Here is a 26313-nt window from a genome sequence, read left to right on the forward strand (position 1 = left end):
CATCCGGCATTCACGCCGGATTAAATTACGCTTCGTTTTCCGCCAGTTCGCGCAGATACTGGAAGATCTGACGCGCGGATTTCGGCGGCTTATTCCCTTCTTTCTCTTTCTTCGCATTGCGGATCAGCGAGCGAAGCTGCTGGCGGTCGGCGTTTGGCCACAGGTTCAGCACCTCTTCAACCGCGTCATCCCCTTCGACGATCAGCCTGTCGCGCAGATGCTCAAGCTTGTGAAACAGCACTACCTGCTGGTTGTGGCGGTTTTTCAGCTTGTCCAGCGCCTGGCGAATAGGATCAACCTCACGTTGGCGCAGCATTTTACCAATCAACTGCAACTGGCGGCGGCGACCTTCCATTTTGATCCGCTGGGCCAGCTCAATCGCGGCACGCAGGTCCGCATCAAGCGGGATTTTGTCCAGCGCGTTTTTCCCCAGATCCACCAGTTCCGCGCCCAGGCGTTTTAACTCCTCGGCGTCGCGTTTAATTTCACTTTTGCTGACCCAGATAATTTCATCGTCTTCGTCTTCGATGTCATCACCGGGAACGTCGTCGAGCCAGTCTTCGGGCTGCTTAGTCATGTCAGGCTCCTTAAAAAAAGAGGCTAATGTTACCAGTTAAGATGCGCACTGAAAAACGGTTCTCTGTTAGACTTCAGAGAAACTCTCTACATTATGGCATTTGCGATGAAAGTAATCTCACAAGTTGAAGCGCAGCGTAAGATTCTGCAAGAAGCGGTCTCGACAGCGCTGGAGTTAGCCTCAGGCAAATCGGACGGGGCGGAAGTCGCCGTAAGCAAAACGACCGGCATCAGTGTCAGCACCCGTTATGGTGAAGTGGAGAATGTCGAATTCAATAGCGATGGTGCGTTGGGGATTACCGTCTACCATCAGAACCGCAAAGGCAGCGCCTCGTCGACTGATTTAAGCCCTCAGGCGATTGCCCGTACCGTCCAGGCGGCGCTGGATATTGCGCGCTACACTTCGCCGGACCCGTGTGCTGGCGTGGCCGATAAAGAATTGCTGGCCTTTGACGCGCCGGATCTGGACCTGTTCCACCCGGCTGACGTTTCTCCGGATGAAGCCATCGAACTGGCGGCGCGTGCCGAACAGGCTTCTTTGCAGGCCGATAAACGTATCACCAATACGGAAGGCGGCAGCTTTAACAGCCACTATGGCATTAAAGTGTTTGGCAACAGCCACGGCATGTTGCAGGGCTATTGCTCCACCCGCCATTCGCTTTCCAGCTGCGTGATTGCCGAAGAAAACGGCGATATGGAGCGCGATTACGCCTATACGATTGGTCGTGCGATGGGCGATCTGCAAACGCCGGAATGGGTTGGCGCAGACTGCGCTCGCCGCACGTTATCCCGCCTGTCGCCGCGTAAACTCTCGACGATGAAAGCACCGGTAATTTTTGCCAACGAAGTGGCGACCGGGCTGTTTGGTCACCTGGTTGGTGCGATTGCAGGGGGCTCAGTGTATCGCAAATCCACTTTCCTGCTGGATTCGTTGGGCAAACAAATTCTGCCTGAATGGCTGACCATTGAGGAGCATCCGCACCTGCTAAAAGGACTGGCCTCTTCACCGTTCGACAGTGAAGGTGTACGTACGCAACGTCGTGACATTGTGAAAGACGGTGTGCTGACCCAGTGGCTGCTAACCAACTACTCTGCCCGTAAGCTGGGGCTAAAAAGTACCGGTCATGCAGGCGGCATTCATAACTGGCGTATTGCCGGGCAGGGGCTGAGCTTTGAGCAGATGCTCAAGGAGATGGGCACCGGGCTGGTGGTCACCGAGCTGATGGGTCAGGGCGTGAGCGGCATCACTGGGGATTACTCCCGTGGTGCAGCCGGTTTCTGGGTTGAAAACGGGGAAATTCAATACCCTGTAAGCGAAATCACCATCGCCGGAAACTTAAAAGAGATGTGGCGCAATATTGTTACCATCGGTAACGATATTGAAACACGTAGCAATATACAGTGTGGTTCAGTTCTGTTGCCGGAGATGAAAATCGCCGGACAATAATCCCGGATGGCGCGACCTGCCGCGCCAAAACAATAAAAAAGAGGAAGTGAGCAATGCGTAAAAAACTACTGGCGATGCTGGCGGTCTCCACTCTGGTATTGAGTTCGGCAACGGCGTTCGCCGCCGAACTCGAAGACAATATGGAAACGCTGAACGATAACCTGAAGGTGATTGAAAAAGCGGATAACGCATCGCAGGTGACAGAGGCGTTAACCAAAATGCGCGCTGCCGCGCTGGATGCCCAGAAAGCGACGCCGCCGAAGTTGGAAAGCAAAGCGTCCGACAGCCCGGAAATGAAAGATTTTCGTCATGGTTTTGACGTCCTGGTCGGTCAGATCGACGGTGCGTTGAAGCTGGCAAATGAAGGGAAGGTCAAAGAAGCGCAGGCCGCAGCGGAAGAGTTCAAAACCACCCGCAACGCGTACCACAAGAAGTATCGTTAATGGCGTTTCTCCCCTGACGCCTTAAGCCGGGCTTCAGGGGAAATAACCATCTTTTCAACCTGACTCTCCCGAAACAGGCCACCCTCTTTACAAGGGCGGCCTTATTCATTATTTCAGATTCGCTTTGAAGAACGAGGTCAGCTTCCCGAACGGAATCAGATCGGTACGGTCATACAAATCGACATGACCCGCCCCGGGAACGACATACAACTCCTTCGGTTGAGCCGCACGTTTCCAGGCATCTTCGCTAAATTCTTTCGAGTGTGCCTGATCCCCGGTAATAAACAGCATCGGGCGCGGTGAAATCGTTTCTATATCGTTAAAGGGATAGAAATTCATAAACTTACCAATGCTGCTTAACAGCGGTTTGGTGGTCAGATCTTCTTTCTCACCCTGCGGGGTATAGCCGCCTCGCTCAGTACGGTAGAAATCAAAGAACTCACGCTGAATGGCCGGCGTTGAGTCATCCAGCTTGTTAACGGTCCCTGGGATATACGCCTTCTCTGCGCCTTTAAATTCTGCAAATCGCTGCTCAATAGCCGATTTAATAAAGGCCAGACGCTGTTCTGGCGTCTGGGAATGGTTCAGGCCATTACGGAACGCCGAGCCCATGTCATACATGCTGACAGTAGCAATCGCCTTCATACGCGGATCAATTTTGGCTGCACTGATTGCAAAGCTCCCGCTGCCGCAGATACCCAGTACGCCGATTTTCTCGGGGTCAACATACGGCTGCGTACTGAGGTAATCGACCGCCGCGCTGAAGTCATCTGCATAAATTTCCGGTGAAACCAGATGTCCCGGCTTGCCTTCACTTTCCCCCCAAAAGGAGAGGTCAATCGCCAGCGTCACAAAACCCTGCTCAGCCAGTTTTTGCGCATACAGATTCGAGCTCTGCTCTTTGACCGCGCCCATCGGATGTCCGACGACAATTGCCGGGTTTTTCGCATTCTGATTCAGCGTCTTTGGAATAAACAAATTTCCCACGACGTTCATCTGGTACTGATTCTTAAACGTGACCTTTTGCTGGGTAACGTTATCGCTTTTATAGAAGTTGTCCGCGCCTTTTGACATATCTGCCGCGGTGGCGGCGAATGAGCTGATTAACAGCCCCAGCGCCAGGGTCATATTTTTCATGAGTTTCATCCTCTAGTGTGCGTGGTGTGTTTTACGTGATGTCAGAATGGTCATTCCTGTTGCGGCGAGGAGCAGCCCACCGCTCAGAGCAAAAGTGCTCTGCCAGCCGGTGTAGTCAAATGCCAGGCCGCCAAGCGTTGAACCCAGGGCGATAGAAAGCTGGATCACCGCGACCATCAGTCCGCCGCCTGTCTCGGCATCATCCGGCAACGTGTGTGCTATCCAGGTCCACCATCCTGTTGGCGCTGCAGTTGCCATCAGCCCCCATAACCCCAGTAGTGGCGCAACCATCCACACGTTGTGGCCCGTCAGTATCAGCACTGCGGTGATAGCCGCCATCAGTAAAGGGATGGCGGCAAGCGTCGAGTACAGGCTCGCTCTCAAAAAGGTGCTAATTATCAACGTGCCAATAAAGCCCGCTACGCCAATAGTCAGTAAAATCAGGGACAAGGCGCGAATATCCACCTGGGTGACGGTTTCAAGAAACGGGCGAACGTAGGTGAATAGCGAGAACTGCCCCATGAAGAACAGCCCACAGGCAAAGAGGCCAACCGCAACAGCGGGACGTGAGATCAGACGAATAACAGAACCGCCAGCGCCTGTGTTTTTGTCGGCCGTCATCGTGGGCAAGCTAAAGCACTGCCAGATGAAGGCCACGATAGCGACCGGAACAAGGCAGAAGAAAGCGCCACGCCAGCCAATCACGGCGCCAAGATAACTACCGAGTGGCGCCGCGACGACGGTTGCCAGGGCGTTTCCGCCGTTGAAAATAGCTAATGCGCGAGAAACCATGTGTTGTGGCACCAGGCGAAGCGCTGTGGCCGCAGACATCGACCAGAACCCGCCAATCGCAATACCAATCAAGGCGCGACCCGCCATATAAATCAGGTAGCTGGAGGCCAGCGCGACAATCGTTGCCGATAACGCCATTAGCGCCGTCATGCCCAGCAGCAGATATTTTCGATTCAGATCCCCGGCCAGTGTGGAAAGCGACAAGCTGGTCAACACTGCCAGCGCGCCGGAAATGGCAACACCCTGTCCGGCCAATCCTTCACTCACCCCTAAATCAGTAGCGATGGGAGTCAGCAGGCTGACTGGCATAAACTCCGATGCGATAAGGACAAAGACGCACAACGTCATCGCAAATACACCGCTCCAGTAGGTGTGTTCTTTAAAAGGTGTTGTTTCGCGGGTGAGTGTGGGCATTAATGGCAACCTCTGAATATTGCCCCTCCGAAATTCAGGCAAGCCGGGGCCGGACGCTATTCACGGGAATAACGACAAAAGTGCATAAAAAAACATGCAGTTCACGATGATCTCTTGCGGAAAGTTTTACACGACAGGGGTAAGTTGACTAGCTAATGAATACTTAATAGGCTTATAAGATTAGCTTATTAATCGGGAAAGCCTGGCAGATGAAACGCAATCTCAATGACCTGCTCTATTTCGTCACCGTTGCCCGCGAAGGGAGTTTTACCCGCGCGGCGGCACATCTTGGTGTCACACAGCCGGCTCTTAGCCAGGCGATTTCCGCTCTTGAGAATCGCCTGAAAATTCGACTCCTCACCCGCACCACCCGCAGCGTGTCACCCACCGCTGCTGGAGAGCGGTTGTTGCACTCCATCGGCAACCGCATTGATGAGATTGAAGCCGAACTGGATATGCTCACTGAGCTGCGAGACAAACCCGCCGGTACGGTACGCATCACCTGCGGGCCGAACGTTTTGCGCACCACGCTGTTACCTAAGCTGACGCCACTGTTGCGTGAATATCCTGATATTCACATCGAGTTCGACGCCAACCACGGTTTCCGCGATATTGTCGCCGACCGTTTCGACGCCGGAGTGCGGCTGGGCGACACGATTGATAAAGACATGATAGCCATACCGATTGGACCAGAACTCCGTATGGCGGCCGCAGCCTCACCAGATTATTTTTCACGTTATCCCATTCCACAAACCCCCCATGAACTGACGCAACACTGCTGTATAAATCAGAGAATGGTGAGATCGGGAGGGCTGTATGTCTGGGATTTTGATCAGGACGGCGGCGACTTGAATGTGCGGGTGAACGGGCAAGTGACGTTCAACACTTCAGAACACATTGTCTATGCTGCGCTGGAGGGGATGGGTATTGCGTTTTTACCGGAGGAAGAGTTCGGTGAGCATATTGAGAAAGGTCGATTAATTCGTGTGCTTGAACCCTGGTGTAAGCCTTTTCCTGGATATTATTTGTATTATCCCAGCCGCAAACAAGTCTCTCCCGCGTTTTCACTGGTAATAGATGCTCTACGCGTTAATCGTAAGCGTCCATCCGTAGAGAAGAAAAAGTGATTCAGCAAAACCTGCCTGTCGCATTGATATAATCCGGATGGCCGTAATATATTTTTATGCCTTTATCTTTCCGCTGGTCGTTCGACGCTGTCTGCGACATGTAGATCTGGCAGCGTCGGATAAGAAAAGGGCGGGTATGTAATTTCGCTTTGATGATTACTTTAAGCTGATATTTTTATTTTTCGCCCACTTTCTTAATCTTCCATTCGCATTGGCGTAAGGCGAAGAGGTGTTAAATGAGATCATTCGTCCCATCGTCCATTTTGTGTACCACGGTTTTCCATATAAAACATCATCAGTACGTTCATTGATAAGCTGCACAATTTCATTTTTTACAGTCTGCAATTCAGCGATTAGCGAGTCATAGCTTAACGCGCTGTAATCCTGGTAAAATTTTTGAGCCAGGAGGCCAAGCTGGTTCCATTTATAGCCTGTTTCCGGAAAATCGACCGACTGGCCTTTCGCATCAAAAGTGATCCACTTTACAACCAGAGAATTCCAGCCAAGTAGATACGAAACAAGATCACGAACACTCATCTCCGTTCCTTTGGCGTGACCTTCCATTGAGTCATCGGAAGTCATTTCGCACGGGATCGAATTAAGGTAATGAATTAATTTACTGAAATTTTTATCAATAGCTAAAAGTAATTCGGCTTTTGTTTGAGGCACACTCATAAGGAATTCCCTCTCATTTAAAAAATAACACCCTAATGGAACGGTGTGGGGTTTTAACATCGGTCAGCGTATTTACTCTCCCCTTGCGCCATGTTCGCAAGGATTCGTCATAACTCTTTTCGATAATACAGCGCAAAAGCGCGTTCTGCTCACAGTTTCAGACTTTCTTCTCTGCTGGCGTCGCCACGAAACACCCTCAATATCTGTGAATAAAATCACATTTTCCCAGAGATTAATCATCAAAACCGCCTTTTCTGTGGAACAGATCACTATTGCCACTCGCCTTTCCACTTCGAAGTGGAAAACAACTCGCTACAAACTTTTTACCCCCACCGCTAGTTTTAACTCAGAACCATTAACGGGGTAAGACGAGTGAATAACGGAGCAGTCATGAACGACATGGGGGAACAGGTGGCGCAGATTGGTGAACTGGCCGATCGCATGCTGGCGCAAGTGTATGCCTTGCTGCGTGAACATCACATCATTCCCAACGCCGTACAGGAACAAATGCTGACGTCTCACGTTCGCGCCATGGCGCACCGGTCGGTGACCGGAGAGCCTTTGCCGGAAGTGGAAGCCAGTTTGTTTGATGAAATTTCAGCCGATTCAATGGCGCTTGCCCGCGACGTGGTCGCAGCGTTTGGCAACCTTCCCGAGGAAGAGGCCTGGCTGCTGTCCGTCCACTTTGAAGTCGCGAAAGACAACCTTTAAGGAGCAACAACATGGAACAGATTACAGTCGTGATTGGCGATCGTCTGGGTAAAGGCCAGAAAGTGGCGGCAGGCGTCGAGAAAGCCGGTGGGCGTGCGGTAGTGGTACCGGGCGTCGCTGCGGATATGAAACTGGGAGACGTGATGAAAGCGGAAAACGCCACGTTCGGCATCTCCTTTTGCGGTAGCGGTGGCGCGGGCGCTATCACCGCACAGAACAAATACGGCTACAAAGCCAAATACGGGATGCGCTCTGTGGATGAAGGCGTAACGGCGATTAACGAAGGCTGCAACGTGCTGGGATTCGGCTTTATGGATAAAGAAGAGCTTGGCGAGCGTCTGGTTCAGGCGTGGCAGAAAAAATACGGCGCCTGAGTATGAAAGAACAATTCACCACAACGGTGAGAGTCACCGGTAAAGGCGAAGCCAAAGCGCGCGCCTTTGCCGATGCCCTGAACCACGTTCAGGCCGCGGTCATGAAGGCATCGCCGCATATTTTACTGCGTATTGAGCCACAGGATGTGCAGGTTGTTCAAGCGCGTGAAGCGGTGCGCAAAGAAGCGTTTTTGTTCTTCTTTCTGCGCCGGGAACGACGCACTTACAGCGTGGAGCTGGATGTGACCGTCAACGTGACAGCCATCAATCTGGACAAGGTGGATTTTGTCTCGCAACGCTGATTCTTATTAAGAAGGCATAATTATGTTCCTGATAATTTTAATAAAATCGCTCATCATCGGTGCCCTCGTCGGCGTGGGTGTGGGGGCCGGGGCTGCACGCATGTTTCATGCGCCTACCACACAGGGAATGGGGGCGTTTCGAACTCTGGGGGAACTGAACTCCTGTGAAGGGGATCCGGCTTCTCACTTCTCGTTTGGTCTGGGCTTTTTCTTCAACGCCTGGGCCTCATCCGTTGCGGCGGGTTCGTTCACACAGGACGTGGATCACCGCATTATTCCTAACTGGGGCGCGGCAGCGCTGATGATCAAAAACCGCAATGTCGGTGAAACGCTGCATGACCCGAAAAAGATGGCCATTGCCTGCGGCATCATCGGCATGATCGTCGTGACCTTCCTGAACCTCACGGCCTCTTCCGTACCGGAAGCGTTGCAGGTGACCGCCGTTAAGGTGCTGGTTCCTGCGGCAAACCTGCTGGTTAACACCGTGATGCCCGTGATCTTCTGGCTGGCGGCAATTGATGCCGGTAAGAAATCAGGCTTCTGGGCAACCGTTTTCGGCGGCGCAGCGCAGTTGATCATGGGTAACGCCGTTCCGGGCCTGGTGCTGGGCATCCTGATCGGTAAAGGCGTTGAAGAGAGCGGCTGGAACCATGTGACCAAAGTGATGATGGCGGCGATTGTTCTGCTGTTTGTCCTGAGCGGCTTCTTCCGTGGTTTCGACATGAAGATGATCGAATCCTTCCACATGACCGTGCCGAACTGGCTCGAACTGATCCACAACTCGCTTAGCGGCAAATAACGGAGGCCACAATGGAACAGAATAAAGGTTTTTGGTTTGCCGACTGGTCGTTCCCGATCTTCGTTGGCCTGCTCTCCTCCGGTGTATTTGCCGGGACGCACATGTACTACCTGTACGGGATTGGCGCGTTCAACGAAGTGGCTTTCGTGGCCATGCTGAAAGCGGGAATTGATACCGGATCGTACGGCGCAGTGGCGGCGTTTGGTGCCAGCTTCCTGTTCGCCCGCATTATCGAAGGCTCTCTGGTAGGGATTCTGGATATCGGCGGCGCGATTCAGACCGGTGTGGGTCTGGGGGTTCCGGCGCTGCTGCTGGGCGCGGGCATTATGTTCCCGGTTGAGAACTTTATCGCGTCTCTGGCAACGGGGCTGGCGATTGGTCTGGCGATTGGTTACGTCATCATTCTGGCGCGTAAGTTTACCATCAATCAGAGTGATTCGACCTACGGGGCGGACGTGATGATGGGAGCCGGTAACGCCTCGGGGCGTTTCCTTGGCCCATTGATCATCCTCAGCGCGATGACGGCGTCGATCCCAATCGGCGTGGGTTCTTTGGTCGGCGCACTGCTGTTTTACATCTGGCAGAAACCGATCACCGGCGGCGCGATCCTTGGCGCAATGATTTTAGGTTCAATCTTCCCGATTGCGATTAGCTAAACCCATCGGCGGGCGTGAAAACGCCCGCACTTACAGGAGAGAGATATGTTTGATTTACTCCTGCGCCGTGCGCGTCTGGTTGACGATACGGTCTGTGACATCGCCCTGAAGGACGGCAAAATCGCCGCGTTAGGTGAGATAAATGACCCGGCGATGAAAACCGTTGAGCTCAACGGCGAGTGTTACGTCAGCGCCGGATGGATTGATTCCCATGTCCACTGCTATCCCAACTCCCCGATTTATCACGACGAACCGGACAGCGTAGGCATTGCCACCGGCGTGACAACCGTTGTGGATGCGGGCAGCACCGGCGCTGACGACATTGATGATTTCTATACCCTTACGCGCGAAGCCGCGACGGAAGTCTATGCGCTACTGAACATCTCCCGTGTCGGACTGATTGCTCAAAACGAGCTGGCGAATATGGTCAACATCGACGCCGACGCGGTGAAGCAGGCGGTAAAACGTTACCCGGATTTTATCGTCGGCCTGAAGGCGAGAATGAGCAGCAGCGTGGTGGGTGAAAATGGCATTACACCACTGGATCGCGCCAAAGCGATGCAGCAAGAGAATGGTGATTTGCCTCTGATGGTCCACATCGGCAATAACCCGCCGGATTTGGATGAGATCGCGGAGCGCCTGACAGCGGGCGATATCATCACCCACTGCTACAACGGAAAACCCAATCGTATCCTGACGCCGGAAGGCGAACTGCGCGCCTCGGTAACCCGGGCGATTCAGCGCGGCGTGCGTCTGGATGTTGGACACGGCACGGCCAGCCTGAGTTTTGCGGTGGCGAAACGCGCTATCAGCTTAGGCATTCTGCCGCAGACCATCAGCTCTGATATCTATTGCCGCAACCGTATCAACGGTCCGGTGCATTCACTGGCGAATGTAATGTCGAAATTCCTCGCTATCGGGATGTCGCTGCCGCAGGTCATCGACTGCGTGACGGCCAATGCCGCCGACGGCTTGCGCCTGAAATCTAAAGGTCGCCTCCAGCCAGGCCTGGACGCCGACTTAACCCTCTTTACGCTGCAGCGTCAGCCAACCGTGCTGATGGATGCCGAAAATGACAGCTTACAGGCTGAAAAACTGCTGGTGCCGCTTGCCGCAATTCGTGCGGGCAAGGGCTATATGACCGAACAAGGGAGCGCGGAACATGCCTTCGATTTTTGAGAAATACCATTTAAAGCAGGTCATTAATACGTCCGGACGCATGACGGCGTTAGGGGTTTCCACGCCGCGCCCGGAAGTGGTGGAAGCGGCGATGGCCGGTATGAACCAGTACTTTGAAATGAAAGATCTGGTGAATAAAACCGGGGAATACATCGCGAAGCTGCTGGATGTGGAAGCGGCGACGGTGGTTTCCTGCGCGTCTGCGGGCATTGCCCAGTCGGTAGCTGCCGTTCTGGTTCAGGACAGCGACTGGCTGCTGGAAAACCTGCACGTCACGCCGATTGAAAATAACGAAATCGTGCTGCCGAGGGGCCATAACGTCAACTTTGGCGCGCCGGTCGGCACGATGGTGGCGCTGGGCGGCGGCAAGCTGGTGGAAGCGGGTTATGCCAATGAATGTTCTGCCGCACAGCTGGCCGCCGCGATCACCCCGCGTACGGCGGCGATCCTTTACATCAAATCCCACCACTGCGTGCAGAAAAGTATGCTCAGCGTTGAGCAGGCCGTTGTGGTGGCGCGTAAACATAATCTGCCGCTGATTGTCGATGCGGCGGCGGAAGAGGATCTACAGTGCTACTACCGCTCCGGTGCGGATCTGGTGATCTACAGCGGTGCGAAGGCCATTGAAGGGCCAACCAGTGGACTGGTCATCGGTAAAACTCAGTATGTCGAGTGGGTGAAACGTCAGACAGCGGGCATTGGTCGGGCGATGAAGGTTGGCAAAGAGGGCATTCTCGGCCTGACCTGTGCCATTGAATGCTATCTGCATGCACAGAAAGAGAGCGGCGCGGAGATGGTTGAAAAAATGACGCCGTTTATTGACGCACTGAATGCCCTCAACGGGGTGACCGCTCGGGTAGTGTGGGATAGCGCAGGGCGGGATATCGCCCGTGCAGAAATTAAGTTCGATGAAGCGGTTACCGGCATCGCGACGGGTGAACTGGTGGAAGCGCTCAAGCAGGGCGAATACGCGATTTACTTCCGTGGCTACAAAGCCAACGAAGGGATTATTGAAGCGGATGTGCGCAGCGTCGATCGCGCACAACTGGACATTGTAGCGCGCCGTATTGGCGACGTGATTAATCAGGAGAAACAAGCATGAAATTGACCCCGAACTTTTACCGCGATCGCGTCTGCCTGAATGTACTGGCTGGCTCGAAAGAGAACGCTCGTGACATTTACGACGCGGCGGAAGGTCATGTACTGGTCGGCGTGCTCTCCAAAAATTACCCGGATGTCGAAAGCGCGGTGGCGGATATGCGCGACTACGCGAAGCTTATCAACAACGCGCTCTCTGTAGGGCTGGGGGCGGGCGATCCGAACCAGTCGGCGATGGTGAGTGAAATCTCCCGCCAGGTTCAGCCGCAGCACGTCAACCAGGTGTTTACTGGCGTGGCAACCAGTCGCGCCCTGCTCGGGCAGAGTGAGACCGTGGTTAACGGTCTGGTCTCGCCAACCGGTACGCCGGGTCTGGTGAAAATCTCCACCGGACCGCTGAGCAGCAAAGCGGCGGACGGCATTGTCCCGGTTGAAACGGCCATCGCGCTACTGAAAGATATGGGCGGTAGCTCGATCAAATACTTCCCGATGGGCGGTCTGAAATGTCGTGACGAATATAAAGCGGTGGCAGAGGCCTGCGCGCGTCATGACTTCTGGCTGGAACCGACCGGCGGGATCGATCTGGAAAACTACGCTGAGATTTTACAAATCGCCCTCGACGCTGGTGTAAGCAAAATCATTCCTCACATTTATAGTTCTATTATTGATAAGGTAAGTGGGAACACCCGTCCGGAGGATGTGCGCCAGCTGCTCGCGCTGACCCGGACGTGTGTAGGTTAAAAAAACGAGGAGAGTGATGTGCGATTCCCCAACCAACGTTTGGCGCAACTGTTTACTATGTTGCAAAACGAGACGCTGCCACAGGATGAGCTGGCGCAGCGGTTGTCGGTTTCCACACGTACTGTTCGTGCCGATATTACTGCGCTCAACGCCCTGCTGACTCAGCACGGCGCGCAGTTTATCCTCAGCCGGGGCAACGGTTATCAGCTCAGGATCGATGACCCGGCAAGCTATCAGTCCCTGCAATCGCAGCAGCCCAGCGCGCTGCGAATCCCGCGAACCAGTCAGGAACGCGTGCACTATCTGATGGTGCGCTTTCTGACATCCGCTTTTTCTCTCAAACTCGAAGATTTAGCTGATGAATGGTTTGTTAGTCGGGCGACGTTACAAAACGACATGGCGGAAGTGCGTGAATGGCTGCAACGCTATCATCTGACGCTGGAAACGCGCCCGCGACACGGCATGAAACTGTTCGGCAGCGAGATGGCGATCCGCGCCTGCCTGACCGATCTTCTCTGGACGCTGGCGCAGCAGGATCCTGCTAATCCGCTGGTGACCGAAGAGGCGCTGTATGCCGGCGTGCCGTCACAGCTTCAGCCTCTCCTTGAGGAGATCTTCAACCGCTTCCATATTCGCCTTACCGACGAAGGCGAGCTGTTTTTGCGCCTGTACTGCGCGGTCGCGGTACGCCGCATCAGCGAAGGGTATCCGCTGTCGGAGTTCACTACCGAAGAGGTGGAAGAGAACGTGTGCCTGGCGGCGCGTGAGATTGCCGCTGTGGTGCAGCATCTGGCAAATCATCCGCTCTCGGTGTCAGAAGAGAACTGGCTGAAAGTGCATATCGCGGCGCGACAGGTGCAGGAGATTGCTCCCAGCGCAATCAATGCCGATGACGAGGAAGCGCTGGTCAATTACATCCTGCGGTTTATCAATAGCCAGTACAACTATAACCTATTGAATGATAAGCAGCTTCACGCGGATCTGCTCACTCACATCAAAACGATGATCACCAGGGTGCGCTATCAGATCATGATCCCGAACCCGCTGCTGGAGAACATTAAGCAGCACTATCCAATGGCATGGGATATGACCCTGGCGGCGGTTTCCAGTTGGGGTAAATACACCCCTTACGCCATCAGCGAAAACGAGATCGGCTTTCTGGTATTGCACATTGGCGTTGGGCTTGAGCGTAGTTACAACATCGGTTACCAACGGCAGCCAAAAGTCCTGCTGGTCTGCGACGCGGGAAATGCGATGGTACGGATGATTGAAGCGGTACTGGCGCGCAAATATCCGCAGATTGAAATTGTGCATACGCTGACGCTGCGCGATTACGAACAGCGCGAGAGCATCGCGGAAGACTTTGTGATCGCCACTGCGCGGATCGGTGAGAAGGACAAGCCGGTCGTGCAGATCGCCCCGTTCCCTACGGACTATCAACTGGAACAGATCGGTAAGCTGGTGCTGGTGGACAGAACCCGTCCGTGGATGCTGAACAAATATTTCGATGCCGCGCATTTTCGTATTATCGACGGTGAGATGGACCAGCAGACGCTGTTTAAAACCTTGTGCGATCAGTTGCAGCGTGAAGGGTTTGTCGATGCGGAATTCCTCGACTCGGTCGTTGAGCGTGAGGCGATCGTCAGCACAATGCTCGGAGACAGTATTGCGCTACCACACGCCCTCGGACTGCTGGCGAAAAAAACGGTGGTCTATACGGTGCTCGCCCCGCAGGGCATTGCCTGGGGGGATGAAACCGCGCACGTGATTTTTTTACTCGCCATCAGTAAAAGCGAGTACGAAGAGGCCATGGCCATCTACGATATCTTCGTCACGTTCCTGCGCGAACGTGCCATGACGCGACTGTGCGGCAGCCAGAACTTCGCTGAGTTTAAAGCGGTAGCGATGGAGTGTGTGAGCCGTTTTTGAGAGAAGGGTACAGGAAAGGCGGAAAGCAGATGCTGCCCGCCATATTGGTTACCGCAAATGGTGCACAACCTGGTTGCTGCTGCCGCGCCAGATCAGCGCCGGGTCTTTCAGGTCCTGCACATACTTACCGTCGACAAGCACATTGATGAGATCCACAACCTGCATTTGTGCGGCATTGAGTTCATCCAGCTTATAGCCGGTCCACACCCAGATATCTTTGCCCGCGCATTCAGCGCGAATGCGTTGCACCAGTTTCAGAATGTCCGGTACGTTCTGCGGATGGAGCGGATCGCCGCCGGAGAGGGAGATCCCCTGACGATGGATCCGCGTATCGTTCAGATCGTTAATGATCTGGTCTTCCATCGCTTTTGTGAACGGCTGGCCCGAGTTCAGTCGCCAGGTGCTTTTGTTGTAGCAGCCAGGGCATTCGTGCACGCACCCTGAAACAAACAGGGTGCAGCGAGTACCGGGGCCGTTGACGATGTCGACAGGATAATACTGATGATAATTCATAGAGGATGTCCAGAAAGAATGTAGGCCGGATAAGGTGCTTGCACCGTCATCCGGCAACATTGTGATGCCTGATGGCGACGCGATTGCGTCTTATCAGGCCTACGGCCTTTGCAAACGGAAATTACCCGATCTGCCCATTCCCTAAATGCTTAACGCGACGCTTCACTTCTTCCTGTTTACCAGCGTTAAACGGACGCGCGTCCGGGCTGCCTAAATAACCACATACGCGGCGGGTCACCGACACGCGTGCCGCATCGTGGTTACCGCACTTCGGACAGGTGAAGCCTTTGCTGGTGCATTCGAACTCACCGGTAAAGCCACACTCGTAGCACTCATCAATTGGCGTATTGGTGCCGTAATACGGCACATGCTGATAGCTGTAGTCCCAGACGTCTTCCAGCGCTTTCAGGTTGTGCTGGATGTTCGGGTACTCGCCGTAGCAAATGAAGCCACCGCTCGCCAGCGGCGGGTAAGGCGCTTCGAAATCGATTTTGTCGTACGGGTTTACCTTCTTCTCTACGTCGAGGTGGAAACTGTTGGTGTAGTAGCCTTTATCGGTGACGCCCGGCACAACGCCAAACTCGGCGGTATCCAGACGGCAGAAACGGTCACACAGGTTTTCACTCGGCGTGCTGTACAGGCTGAAGCCGTAACCGGTCTCTTCTTTCCACTTATCGACGGCCTTACGCAGATGCTCAACAATGGCGACAGCTTTCGCGCGCAGTACTTCACTGTCATACAGATGCGTATCACCAAACAGGGCGTTGATGGTTTCGTGGATACCGATGTAGCCTAGCGAAATTGACGCGCGACCGTTTTTGAAAATTTCCGCAATGTCATCATCGGCTTTCAGACGTACGCCGCAGGCCCCTTCCATATACAGGATCGGTGCGACGCGCGCTTTAACGCCTTCCAGACGGGCAATTCGGGTCATCAGCGCTTTACGCGCCAGTATCAGACGATCGTCCAGCAACTTCCAGAACGTTGGCTCATCACCGCCCGCTTCCAGTGCGATACGCGGCAGGTTAAGACTGATCACACCGAGGTTATTACGCCCATCGTGAACCTGTTCGCCCTTTTCGTTTTCCCACACGCCGAGGAAGCTGCGGCAGCCCATCGGGGTTTTGAACGAACCGGTGACTTTCACGACCTGATCGTAGTTCAGGATGTCCGGATACATGCGCTTGCTGGCACATTCCAGCGCCAGCTGTTTGATGTCGTAGTTCGGATCGCCAAATTTGTGGTTCAGGCCGTCGCGGATCGCAAACACCAGTTTCGGGAACACGGCGGTTTTGCGATTTTTGCCCAGCCCAGCGATACGGTTACGCAGGATGGACTGCTGAATCAGGCGCGATTCCCAACTGGTGCCCAGGCCGAAACCAAAGGTGACGAACGGCGTCTGGCCGTTGGCGGTATGCAGCGTATTGACCTCATACTCCAGAGACTGGAATGCGTCGTAGCACTCTTTCTCGGTACGGGAATGCGCATAGCCGTCGGCGTCCGGAATTTGCCACTCCTCCGCCGTTTTGCGGTGCTTTTTGAAACTGGCGGTCACGAACGGCGCCAGTACTTCATCAATACGGTTAATGGTGGTGCCGCCGTAAATATGGCTGGCGACCTGGGCGATGATTTGCGCGGTCACAGCGGTGGCGGTGGAGATCGATTTTGGCGGCTCGATCTCCGCGTTACCCATCTTGAAGCCCTGTGTCAGCATCCCTTTCAGATCGATCAGCATGCAGTTGAACATCGGGAAGAACGGGGAATAGTCGAGATCGTGATAGTGAATATCACCGCGCTCATGCGCCTGTACGACATCACGGGGCAGCAGATGCTGACGCGCATAGTGTTTGGCCACGATACCGGCCAGCAGGTCGCGCTGGGTCGGGATGACTTTACTGTCTTTGTTGGCGTTTTCATTGAGCAACGCCGAGTTGGTCTGCTCCACCAGGCCGCGAATTTCCTGGTTCAGGCGACCGCGTTTCTCACGCTGAATATCGCGGTCATGACGATATTCAATGTAGGCGCGCGCCAGTTGCTTGTAAGGACCCGACATCAGTTGGTTCTCAACCGCAGTCTGGATCTCATTAATATCGACCTGGCTACGCGCGTCCATCTGGCTGCTTACGACTTCTGCGACGGTGGCGCAGTAATCTGCGTCATCGACTCCCGCTGCTTTAGCTGCACGCAGAATGGCTTCTTTGATGCGCTCTGATTTAAACGGCACTTTACAGCCATCTCGCTTCATCACATGCGGTGTCATGATCACTCCATAATTTGTAAGAACAGGTTATCCACAGAGGCTGGGGAAGCATTGATATGGTTATTCATCTCTCTATCCAATCACTTCCCGCAATCCAGTCCCATGTTATCCACAACGTCACCCTGACTGTGGACATCATCGTTGTTGTAAATGTAGTTGATTAATACAACATGTTGGGGCGGATTGCATTTTAAGTTCTATATATAGTGATTTGCATCAAAAGTGTTTGCGATTTTTTTGATATAGCGCAAGGTAAAAAGCAGAGCGTACAGTTGGCGGGCGTTATAGCGATTGTAAATTGTGATAGAGAAAAATCTGATTATTTATTCAGCAAAAACAGTGAGCTAAGCCAGGGAGAGGGATTCTACCCGGGAAGTCATCCTTCTCCGGGTAAGAGGGGGTCTACCGATTACTTTTGTAGCCACCAGATGGCTTCGAAAGGCCGCAGCGTCATTGCTGTTGGTCGCGGAGAAACTTCATCATAGTTGTGCATCAGTACCTGCCAGTTACCACGGCACGATTCCGGCAGCCAGGCCTGACATTCGCCGCTCAGGTTGGCAATGACCAGCAGCGTTTGCCCCTGCCATTCGCGGCGATAGCACCAGAGATTCGGGCTGTCTGGCAACAGATCCTGATAGTCGCCCCAGGTGAGTACCGGTTCTGATTTGCGTAGCGCGATCAGCCGCTGATAGGTGTAAAACACCGATGCGTTGTCACCGAGCGCGTTCTCCACGTTGATGTCCGTGTAGTTATCACACAGGGGGATCCACGGTTCGCCCTGGCTGAAACCTGCGTTCTTGCGGTTATCCCATTGCATCGGCGTACGACTGTTGTCGCGGGATTTACTGGCCAGGATTGCCAGCAGTTCACTGGCATCGCGCCCCTCAGCCCGTAGCTCAGCGAACATGTTATGGCTTTCCACATCACGGTAGTCGGTGATCCGGGTGAAGTGCGGGTTGGTCATGCCGATCTCTTCACCCTGGTAGATGTACGGCGTCCCCTGCATGCCGTGCAGCACCATCGCCAGCATTTTCGCTGCCGGCACCCGATATTCACCTTCATCGCCAAAGCGCGACACGATACGCGGCTGATCGTGGTTACACCAGAACAGCGCATTCCACGCAACGTTGTGCATCCCTTGCTGCCAGTGGCGGAACAGGGTTTTCAGCGCGACAAAATCGGGCTTTGCCAGCGTCCATTTCTCTCCGTCAGGATAATCGACCTTCAGGTGATGAAAATTGAAGGTCATCGACAGTTCGCTGCCGTCCAGCGCGGCGTAGCGCTGGCAGTGTTCCAGCGTGGTGGAGGACATCTCACCGACCGTCATTAGCTTGCGCGGCGTAAAGACGTCACGGTTCATCTCGTGCAGAAATTCATGCGCCCGTGGCCCATCGGTATAAAAACGGCGACCGTCGCCGTCAAGGTCATTGGGGAAGCGCTGATCTTTGGAGATCAGATTGACGACGTCCAGGCGCAGGCCATCCACGCCGCGATCGGCCCAGAATTCGCAGACTTTTTTCAGCTCGGCGCGAACGGCGGGGTTTTCCCAGTTCAGGTCCGCCTGTTCCGGGGCGAACAGATGCAGATAATACTGTTCGCTCTGTGCATGCCATTGCCAGGCGTTGCCGCCAAATTTGGAACGCCAGTTGTTGGGCAGCGTATCGGGCGCGCCGTCGCGCCAGATGTAAAATTCGCGATACGGGCTGTCTTTATCGAGCGCTTCACGAAACCAGGCGTGCTGCGTGGAGGTGTGATTAAACACCATATCGAGAATAATGCGGATACCGCGAGCTTTTGCCTGGGCGACCAGTTCGTCGAAGTCATCCAGCGTACCGTAGGCGGGATCGATTGCCGTGTAGTTGGCAACATCGTAACCATTATCCACCTGCGGCGAGATATAGAACGGTGTCAGCCAGATGGCATCCACGCCCAGTTTATGCAGATAGTCGAGGCGTTGAGTCACGCCGCGTAAATCACCGGTGCCGCTGCCGGTCGTATCCTGAAAGCTCCTGGGATAAATCTGGTAGATAACGCCGTTTTGCCACCAGTGGGGAAGGGTATTCATAGTCAATTCCTGGTTATGCGAGGGGCGCAATGGCGCCCCGAATAAAATCAAACAATCTGCAACGTGCCCTGGCGGTATTTACGCTGGTAGACCACGGAGGTCAGCACGATCGGGATGACAATGGCGATCGCCATCGCGACGGCATACACCTGCCAGTAAGTCGGTTGGATGGAGAGAATACCCGGCAAGCCGCCGACACCGATGCCGTTCGCCATCACCCCGTACAGGCCGCAGAGCAGCCCGGCAAGGCCGGAACCAACCATCGCGCAGAGCATCGGGAAGCGGTATTTCAGGTTGATACCGTACATTGCCGGCTCAGTGACCCCCAGATAGGCGGAGATTGCGGCAGGAACGGAAATCTCGCGTTCGTTCTGTTTACGGCTGGCGATAATAATGCCCACCACAGCGGACGCCTGTGCGATGTTGGAAAGGGCAATCAGCGGCCATACCGGGGTTCCCCCCATGCTCTGGATCATCTGCATATCGATGGCGAGCGTGGTCTGATGCACACCGGTAATCACCAGCGGGGCATACAGGAAGCCGAATAGCGCAGCGCCAATCGGGGCGAAACTGCCGGTCATCAGATGGCGAACCGCAAACGCCACGCCGTCGCCAATCATGCGGCCAAACGGACCGATCAGCGCATGGGCGAGGAATACGGCGAGGATCAGCGAACACACTGGCACCACCACGAGGTACAGATAATCCGGCACGATGCGCTTCAGGCGCGTTTCAATCACCCCCAGCGCCAGACCGGCCAGCAGTGCCGGAATGACCTGTGCCTGATAACCCACTTTCGCGATGGTGAACAGGCCAAAGTTCCACACGTCCGGTACCTGTTGCCCCAGCAGATAAGCGTTCATTAACTGTGGCGATACCAGCGTGACGCCAAGCACGATGCCGAGGATCGGCGTGCCGCCCATTTTTTTCACCGCCGACCAGCAGATACCCACTGGCAGGTAGAAGAAGATGGCTTCGCCAATCAACCACAGGAAGTCATAAATCGTTTTCAGCGCCGGATACATCTGCGCCAGCGTCTGCCCGTTGCTCATCGGCAGGTCGCCAATGACGTTACGAAAACCTAAAATCAGGCCCCCGCTAATCAGCGCCGGCAGCAGCGGGAAGAAGATTTCCGCGAAGTGGGAGATCAGTTGCTCATGCCATTTCATGTTCTGGCGAGCCGCTTTTTTCGCCTGCTCTTTATCGGCATGCGCCTGTCCGGTTGTCGCCAGCAGCGCCTTGTAATAGTCGCCAACGTCGGTGCCAATCACCACCTGGAACTGACCGGCGTTGGTAAAACAGCCTTTGACCATCGGTAATTCTTCGATTTCTTTCGGTCTGGCGTTGGCTGGCTGATTCAGTACAAAGCGCAGGCGCGTAATACAGTGACTCACTGTGGCAATATTCTCTCGCCCGCCTACCAACTCTATCAGCCGATCAATATCCGCTTGTTTAACTTTGCTCATCATGAAGCCTCATGGCGATGACTGTGAAAAAGGGGTTGTTTTGCGATGGGCACAGAGTATATCCGGGATAATAAATTAAAAATGGGAACGTTCCCGAAACGCAGCGAAGATCACAAATTATCGTTCAGAAAGCGATCGGCAATGCGTCAGGAAAGGGTGGAAGGAATGACGATCTGGCGCAGATCGCTGCGTCCGTTGATCTGCTCGATCAGCTGTGCAGCGGCCTGGCGTCCGGCCTCGGCATAGCCGGGATCGACCGTGACGATCTCCGGATGCAGGAATTTCATCAGCGGCGTATTACCGACACTCGCCAGTTGCAGGTTATCGATCCGCTGTTCCTGCAAATACTTACTGGCGCCGAGTGCGAGCGTATCCGTGGCGCAAACCAGCGCGGTAGTGTCCGGTGCCATTACGCTTGCGGCATGCTCATAGCCTTGCTTCATCGCCAGTCCAGGCAGGGCAGCGACGGGATGTAGCTTATGTTGCTTGCAAAAGGCGAGATAGGCGTCATGGCGGCGCTTTCCGGTGGTGACGTCACTGTGCGGAACGCCGAGAAAACTGATGTGGCGATGTCCCTGATCGTAGAGGTGCTGCATCAGGATTTTAATCGCCCCGTCGTCGTCATAGCAGACGGAAGCAAAGCCTTTCGCATCACGTGCCAGCAGCACCAGCGATGCCTGCCACGGGGCGATCATCACGTCTGTGATGCCGGTAAAACCAAACAGCACTACGCCGTCGATGTTGCGGCGTTTCAGCATTCCCAGGTGCTCTTCCACTTTTTCCGGAGAAAACTGACTTTCCATCATGATCGGATCGTAACCCTGCTCATAAAACACCGGCAGCATCGTCTGTACGGCAAGGTTTTCTGATAATGAGTCGAGGCGGGTCACAATAATGGCGACCACTTTATCGCTTTGGCCGCGCATGGCGCGGGCCGAACGAGAGGGAGAAAATCCGTGCTGATTCATCACTGCTTCGACACGCTCGCGGGTCCGTTCACTGACGCCGCTTTCGTTGTTGAGCACACGGGAAACGGTGGATTTTCCCACGCCGCTTAAGCGGGCGATGTCTTTGATTGTCAGCCGATTTTGCATCCTGTTTTCCCGTGGCACGCAGCAAAAGATGATAAGAGGGTAACTTTACTTGTAGAAACCTCAATGGGCAAAGTCTGGTTTATACGTTTCATCCGTCGCGCTGCTTCTGTGTTGGCGTCGTTTATTCACTTGCCGCCAGGATGCGCCCGAATGATTTTGTGTATATGTTTTGTTTAATTGCCGGGGGGTATTATAACGCTATAGATGCCACAAATATTATGATCTACAACTTATAATCTGCGGGCTAAATCATTCACTTACCGGAGGCTTTATGGATCCCGATCCCACCCCTCTCCCGAAATGGAGAACACGTTCTTTCCGGTAAGCCTGCCCTTCGCTGTCTTACCGGTGATGTAAGACAGTGACGCGTTAACGTCCCTGTTGAAGAAAATCATGTTACCTGTCAGGTAAGGCTTTGCCACGCCTGAAGGATATTTCTGCGCCCAGTCTGTTGGCGCGGAGGGACTGCCTATGTTTAAAAATATCACTCGCCAGCTGTTTGCCCGGCTTGGCCGCCATCTGCCCGATCGCCTGGTGCATCGCGATCCGTTACCCAATGCACAGTCGATTGCCAGCACCCCGATGCCTTCTTCACTGAGCGAACACTGCCTGAAAGTGGCCGTGATGGATGAAAAGACGTTGTGGAAAACGTTTAATGCGCATCCGGAAGGACTCACTGCGGCAGAGGTGAACGCCGCCCGCGAACAACACGGTGAAAACCTTCTGCCTACCCAGAAACCGTCACCGTGGTGGAAGCATCTGTGGGTCTGCTATCGTAACCCGTTCAATATCTTACTGACCCTGCTGGGGGCGATCTCGTATGCCACCGAGGATCTCTTCGCCGCCGGGGTAATAGCCCTGATGGTGGTCATCTCCACACTGCTTAATTTTGTCCAGGAAGCGCGTTCCACCAAAGCGGCAGACGCGCTGAAAGCGATGGTCAGCAACACCTCGACGGTGCTGCGGGTCATCAATGATAAAGGGGAAAACGGCTGGGTTGAGCTGCCTGGCGATCAGCTGGTGCCCGGCGACATTATCAAGCTGTCGGCGGGGGATATGATCCCGGCCGATCTGCGGGTGATTCAGGCGCGGGATCTGTTTATCGCCCAGGCATCGTTAACCGGCGAATCGCTGCCGGTGGAGAAAGTGGCAAACACCCGCGACGTTAATCAAAGTAACCCGCTTGAGTGCGACACCCTCTGCTTTATGGGAGCCAACGTGGTGAGCGGCACGGCGCAGGCGATGGTGATCGCCACCGGCGCTCATACCTGGTTTGGTCAACTGGCGGGGCGCGTCAGCGAACAGGAAAGCGAGCAGAACGCCTTTCAGAAGGGGATCGGCCGCGTCAGCATGCTGTTGATTCGCTTTATGCTGGTGATGGCCCCGGTGGTATTGCTCATTAACGGTTATACCAAAGGCGACTGGTGGGAAGCAGCGCTGTTTGCGCTCTCCGTCGCCGTGGGTCTGACGCCGGAAATGCTGCCGATGATTGTTACTTCGACGTTGGCGCGCGGCGCGGTAAAACTGTCGAAGCAAAAAGTGATCGTCAAACATCTGGATGCAATTCAGAACTTCGGCGCGATGGATGTTCTGTGCACCGATAAAACCGGCACGCTGACCCAGGATAAAATCGTGCTGGAGAATCATACGGATATCTCCGGTAAACCCAGTGAACGTGTTCTGCATGCCGCGTGGCTGAACAGCCATTATCAGACCGGGCTGAAAAACCTGCTGGATACCGCCGTGCTGGAAGGCGTTGATGAAGGGGCCGCGCGCGAGTTGTCTACCCGCTGGCAGAAAATTGATGAGATCCCGTTTGATTTTGAGCGCCGCCGGATGTCGGTGGTGGTGGCAGAAGAGACGAATGTCCATCAACTGGTGTGCAAAGGCGCGTTGCAGGAGATCCTCAGCGTCTGTACGCAGGTGCGCCATAACGGCGAAATTGTCCCGCTGGATGACAACATGCTGCGACGGGTGAAGCGCGTGACTGACACGCTGAACCGTCAGGGGCTGCGCGTCGTTGCCGTGGCGACCAAATATCTGCCGGCACGGGAAGGCGATTACCAGCGTATTGATGAATCCGATCTGATCCTTGAAGGCTACATTGCCTTCCTCGATCCGCCGAAGGAGACTACCGCGCCCGCCCTGAAGGCGCTTAACGCCAGTGGCATCACCGTGAAGATCCTGACCGGTGACAGCGAACTGGTGGCTGCGAAGGTGTGCCATGAGGTGGGCCTGGACGCCGGAGAAGTGATTGTCGGGAACGAGATCGAAGGCATGAGCGACGACGCGCTCGCCGCATTGGCCCAGCGTACCACGCTGTTTGCACGCCTGACGCCGATGCATAAAGAGCGGATCGTCCGGCTGCTCAAACGCGAAGGGCACGTGGTGGGCTTTATGGGCGACGGCATCAATGACGCGCCGGCGCTGCGCGCGGCGGATATCGGCATTTCGGTGGATGGTGCGGTAGACATCGCCCGTGAAGCGGCTGATATTATCCTGCTGGAAAAGAGCCTGATGGTGCTGGAAGAGGGCGTGATTGAAGGGCGCCGTACGTTCTCCAATATGCTGAAGTACATCAAAATGACCGCCAGTTCTAACTTTGGTAACGTCTTTAGCGTGCTGGTGGCAAGTGCCTTTTTGCCGTTCCTGCCCATGTTGCCGCTGCACTTGCTGATTCAGAACCTGCTGTACGATGTATCTCAGGTGGCGATCCCGTTTGATAACGTTGATGATGAGCAGATCCAAAAACCACAGCGCTGGAATCCGGCGGATCTGGGTCGCTTCATGCTCTTCTTCGGCCCGATCAGCTCCATCTTCGACATTCTGACGTTCTGCCTGATGTGGTGGGTATTCCATGCAAATGTGCCAGAAGCGCAGACGCTGTTCCAGTCAGGCTGGTTTGTGGTAGGCCTGCTCTCGCAAACGCTGATTGTGCATATGATTCGTACGCGCCGCCTGCCGTTCATCCAGAGTCGCGCCGCCTGGCCACTGATGCTGATGACGCTGGTGGTAATGGTTGTGGGAATCGCGTTGCCGTTCTCACCGCTGGCAGGTTATCTGCAATTGCAGGCGTTACCGCTGAGTTATTTCCCGTGGCTGGTAGCGATTCTGGTGGGATATATGACGTTAACGCAGCTGGTAAAAGGTTTCTATAGCCGCCGCTACGGCTGGCAATAAGCGAAAATAATGGCTGCTTCGGCAGCCATTTTGCTCTTCACCCTGCAAAGAATATATTCTTTCATTCGCCGTGTTTTATTTTTTTTGAAAAACCAAAGAGGTGTGGTTGATCACAATTTTAGGCCTCTTCAGAACATCTTTTTTCCAGGAAAAAGACCTTCATTGCAAAAATGAAACAGCGTGCTAAAAAAAATTCCATCCCGCGTCATTTTATGAACATAATCATCGTAATAATTTGTTACACCGACTCGTCTGTCCGGGCAATGTCATTCCTTACTGTCCCTTTTAATTAAGGTGGCCCTCTATCCTGCAAGTCGTTTGTATTAATGAAAATTATAAACCTCTGGAGATGGAAAAATGAAACTGACCAAAACCTTGTTAAACCTGTGCATGGGTACCGCCTTAGTGCTGGCCGCCCAGGCGGCGTCTGCACAAACGCTGCGTGCGGCAGATGTCCATCCGGCGGATTATCCGAACGTGGTTGCTGTGAAGCATATGGGCGAAAAACTCAGCGCCGCCACTGACGGGCGTCTGGATATTAAAACCTTTCCGGGCGGCGTGCTGGGCGATGAAAAGCAGATGATTGAACAGGCGCAACTGGGCGCAATTGATATTATCCGCGTGTCGATGTCTCCGGTTGCCGCAATATTGCCAGAGATTAACGTCTTCACCTTGCCTTATGTCTTCCGTGATGAAGATCACCTGCACAAAGTACTGGACGGGGCGATTGGTCAGGAGATCGGCGACAGGCTGACCGCTAACAGTCAGTCCCGACTGGTGTTTCTTGGCTGGATGGATGCCGGAACGCGTAACCTGATTACCAAGGATCCGGTAGTGAAACCGGAAGACCTGAAGGGAATGAAAATTCGCGTCCAAACCAGCCCGGTATCGATCGATACCTTAAAAGCCATGGGGGCGAATGCGATCGCAATGGGGACCAGCGAGGTGTTTAGCGGCATGCAAACCGGGGTCATTGATGGCACGGAAAATAACCCACCGACTTTTGTCGCGCATAACTATTTGCCAGTTGCCAAAAATTACACCTGGAGTAAGCATTTCATTATTCCTGAACTGTTCCTGTTTTCAAAAGCCAAGTGGGACAAGTTGAAAAAAGAAGATCAGGATTTAATTATTAAACTGGCGAAAGAAGCACAAATTGAGCAGCGTCAACTCTGGCAAGCGTATAACGCGAAATCACTGGAAACGATGAAAGCGAATGGTGTGAATTTTCATGATATCGATACGGATTATTTCTATAAAGCCACACAGTCCGTCCGGGATCAATATGGCAAAGACCACCAGGATTTGATCAAGCGAATTCAGGATGTGAAGTAA

24 protein-coding genes are annotated in these 26313 nt (G+C 54.1%); 15 read left to right on the forward strand and 9 right to left on the reverse strand.

The window, feature by feature from the left end; genetic code table 11:
* Positions 1–25: 25 nt before the first annotated feature.
* Positions 26–577, reverse strand: a complete 552-nt coding sequence (gene yjgA, locus I6L53_RS02640; protein WP_042321611.1) for a ribosome biogenesis factor YjgA — start codon at positions 575–577, stop codon at positions 26–28.
* Positions 578–670: 93 nt separating this feature from the next.
* Between yjgA and pmbA the strand changes: the two genes are divergently transcribed.
* Together pmbA and cybC are read left to right on the forward strand one after the other, a co-directional pair.
* Positions 671–2023, forward strand: a complete 1353-nt coding sequence (gene pmbA, locus I6L53_RS02645) for a metalloprotease PmbA (protein WP_042321614.1) — start codon at positions 671–673, stop codon at positions 2021–2023.
* A gap of 53 nt (positions 2024–2076) precedes the next feature.
* Positions 2077–2466, forward strand: coding sequence for a cytochrome b562 (cybC, locus tag I6L53_RS02650; RefSeq protein WP_042321616.1), 390 nt, complete (start codon positions 2077–2079; stop codon positions 2464–2466).
* A 108-nt stretch (positions 2467–2574) separates the two neighbouring features.
* Here cybC and I6L53_RS02655 read toward each other — a convergent pair whose 3' ends face one another.
* Positions 2575–3603 (reverse strand): alpha/beta hydrolase, encoded by a 1029-nt coding sequence (locus I6L53_RS02655; RefSeq protein ID WP_042321618.1) that lies wholly within the window; start codon positions 3601–3603, stop codon positions 2575–2577.
* Between the two features lie 12 nt (positions 3604–3615).
* Complete coding sequence (locus I6L53_RS02660; RefSeq protein ID WP_042321621.1) at positions 3616–4809, reverse strand: MFS transporter; 1194 nt, start codon at positions 4807–4809, stop codon at positions 3616–3618.
* A 209-nt stretch (positions 4810–5018) separates the two neighbouring features.
* Here I6L53_RS02660 and I6L53_RS02665 point away from each other — a divergent pair, with 209 nt between their 5' ends.
* Positions 5019–5936, forward strand: coding sequence for a LysR family transcriptional regulator (locus I6L53_RS02665; RefSeq protein ID WP_042321623.1), 918 nt, complete (start codon positions 5019–5021; stop codon positions 5934–5936).
* A 156-nt stretch (positions 5937–6092) separates the two neighbouring features.
* On the opposite strand, the gene I6L53_RS02670 is transcribed toward I6L53_RS02665, so the two are convergent.
* The gene (locus tag I6L53_RS02670; RefSeq protein WP_042321626.1) at positions 6093–6611 is read right to left on the reverse strand and encodes a ClbS/DfsB family four-helix bundle protein; all 519 of its coding nucleotides are present in this window, start codon (positions 6609–6611) and stop codon (positions 6093–6095) included.
* A gap of 372 nt (positions 6612–6983) precedes the next feature.
* Here I6L53_RS02670 and I6L53_RS02675 point away from each other — a divergent pair, with 372 nt between their 5' ends.
* From I6L53_RS02675 to I6L53_RS02715, 9 genes are read left to right on the forward strand one after another with little or no spacing between them, the layout of a single operon-like run.
* The gene (locus tag I6L53_RS02675; protein WP_061075410.1) at positions 6984–7322 is read left to right on the forward strand and encodes a glycine dehydrogenase; all 339 of its coding nucleotides are present in this window, start codon (positions 6984–6986) and stop codon (positions 7320–7322) included.
* An 11-nt stretch (positions 7323–7333) separates the two neighbouring features.
* The gene (locus tag I6L53_RS02680) at positions 7334–7696 is read left to right on the forward strand and encodes an SFCGS family glycine-rich protein (protein ID WP_012134368.1); all 363 of its coding nucleotides are present in this window, start codon (positions 7334–7336) and stop codon (positions 7694–7696) included.
* Positions 7697–7698: 2 nt separating this feature from the next.
* Positions 7699–7998 carry a DUF4312 family protein gene (locus I6L53_RS02685; protein ID WP_042321633.1) on the forward strand — a complete coding sequence of 100 codons (300 nt, stop codon included), beginning with the start codon at positions 7699–7701 and terminating at the stop codon, positions 7996–7998.
* Between the two features lie 22 nt (positions 7999–8020).
* Positions 8021–8797 carry a DUF4311 domain-containing protein gene (locus I6L53_RS02690; RefSeq protein ID WP_042321636.1) on the forward strand — a complete coding sequence of 259 codons (777 nt, stop codon included), beginning with the start codon at positions 8021–8023 and terminating at the stop codon, positions 8795–8797.
* 11 nt (positions 8798–8808) lie between these two features.
* Positions 8809–9453, forward strand: a complete 645-nt coding sequence (locus I6L53_RS02695) for a DUF4310 family protein (protein ID WP_042321639.1) — start codon at positions 8809–8811, stop codon at positions 9451–9453.
* 45 nt (positions 9454–9498) lie between these two features.
* Complete coding sequence (locus I6L53_RS02700; protein WP_042321642.1) at positions 9499–10632, forward strand: amidohydrolase/deacetylase family metallohydrolase; 1134 nt, start codon at positions 9499–9501, stop codon at positions 10630–10632.
* On the forward strand, positions 10616–11734 hold the full coding sequence (locus tag I6L53_RS02705) for a DgaE family pyridoxal phosphate-dependent ammonia lyase (RefSeq protein WP_042321645.1): 1119 nt from the start codon (positions 10616–10618) through the stop codon (positions 11732–11734). The genes I6L53_RS02700 and I6L53_RS02705 overlap by 17 nt, the downstream gene beginning before the upstream one ends.
* Positions 11731–12471: a 2-dehydro-3-deoxy-phosphogluconate aldolase gene (gene dagF, locus I6L53_RS02710; protein ID WP_042321646.1), complete on the forward strand. Its 741-nt coding sequence runs from the start codon at positions 11731–11733 to the stop codon at positions 12469–12471. Before I6L53_RS02705 ends, dagF begins: the two co-directional genes overlap by 4 nt.
* An 18-nt stretch (positions 12472–12489) precedes the next feature.
* Entirely contained in the window at positions 12490–14400 is a 1911-nt protein-coding gene (locus I6L53_RS02715) for a BglG family transcription antiterminator (protein ID WP_042321648.1), read from the forward strand.
* A 48-nt stretch (positions 14401–14448) separates the two neighbouring features.
* On the opposite strand, the gene nrdG is transcribed toward I6L53_RS02715, so the two are convergent.
* The 5 genes from nrdG to treR all read right to left on the reverse strand — a co-directional run bounded on the left by nrdG (position 14449) and on the right by treR (position 21798).
* Positions 14449–14913, reverse strand: a complete 465-nt coding sequence (nrdG, locus tag I6L53_RS02720; RefSeq protein ID WP_042321651.1) for an anaerobic ribonucleoside-triphosphate reductase-activating protein — start codon at positions 14911–14913, stop codon at positions 14449–14451.
* 121 nt (positions 14914–15034) lie between these two features.
* Complete coding sequence (nrdD, locus tag I6L53_RS02725) at positions 15035–17173, reverse strand: anaerobic ribonucleoside-triphosphate reductase (RefSeq protein WP_042321659.1); 2139 nt, start codon at positions 17171–17173, stop codon at positions 15035–15037.
* Between the two features lie 409 nt (positions 17174–17582).
* The gene (gene treC, locus I6L53_RS02730) at positions 17583–19238 is read right to left on the reverse strand and encodes an alpha,alpha-phosphotrehalase (protein ID WP_042321665.1); all 1656 of its coding nucleotides are present in this window, start codon (positions 19236–19238) and stop codon (positions 17583–17585) included.
* A gap of 47 nt (positions 19239–19285) precedes the next feature.
* Positions 19286–20704 carry a PTS trehalose transporter subunit IIBC gene (treB, locus tag I6L53_RS02735; RefSeq protein ID WP_042321667.1) on the reverse strand — a complete coding sequence of 473 codons (1419 nt, stop codon included), beginning with the start codon at positions 20702–20704 and terminating at the stop codon, positions 19286–19288.
* Between the two features lie 146 nt (positions 20705–20850).
* Entirely contained in the window at positions 20851–21798 is a 948-nt protein-coding gene (treR, locus tag I6L53_RS02740) for a trehalose operon repressor TreR (RefSeq protein WP_042321670.1), read from the reverse strand.
* Positions 21799–22069: 271 nt separating this feature from the next.
* Here treR and mgtL point away from each other — a divergent pair, with 271 nt between their 5' ends.
* The 3 genes from mgtL (at position 22070) to I6L53_RS02755 (ending at position 26313) form a co-directional block, all read left to right on the forward strand.
* On the forward strand, positions 22070–22123 hold the full coding sequence (gene mgtL / locus I6L53_RS23740; RefSeq protein ID WP_125369841.1) for a mgtA regulatory leader peptide MgtL: 54 nt from the start codon (positions 22070–22072) through the stop codon (positions 22121–22123).
* Positions 22124–22269: 146 nt separating this feature from the next.
* Entirely contained in the window at positions 22270–24978 is a 2709-nt protein-coding gene (gene mgtA / locus I6L53_RS02750; protein ID WP_042321673.1) for a magnesium-translocating P-type ATPase, read from the forward strand.
* Positions 24979–25335: 357 nt separating this feature from the next.
* Positions 25336–26313 (forward strand): TRAP transporter substrate-binding protein, encoded by a 978-nt coding sequence (locus I6L53_RS02755; protein WP_042321675.1) that lies wholly within the window; start codon positions 25336–25338, stop codon positions 26311–26313.

The organism is Citrobacter farmeri, from assembly GCF_019048065.1.
GTDB classification, from domain to species: Bacteria; Pseudomonadota; Gammaproteobacteria; order Enterobacterales; family Enterobacteriaceae; genus Citrobacter_A; species Citrobacter_A farmeri.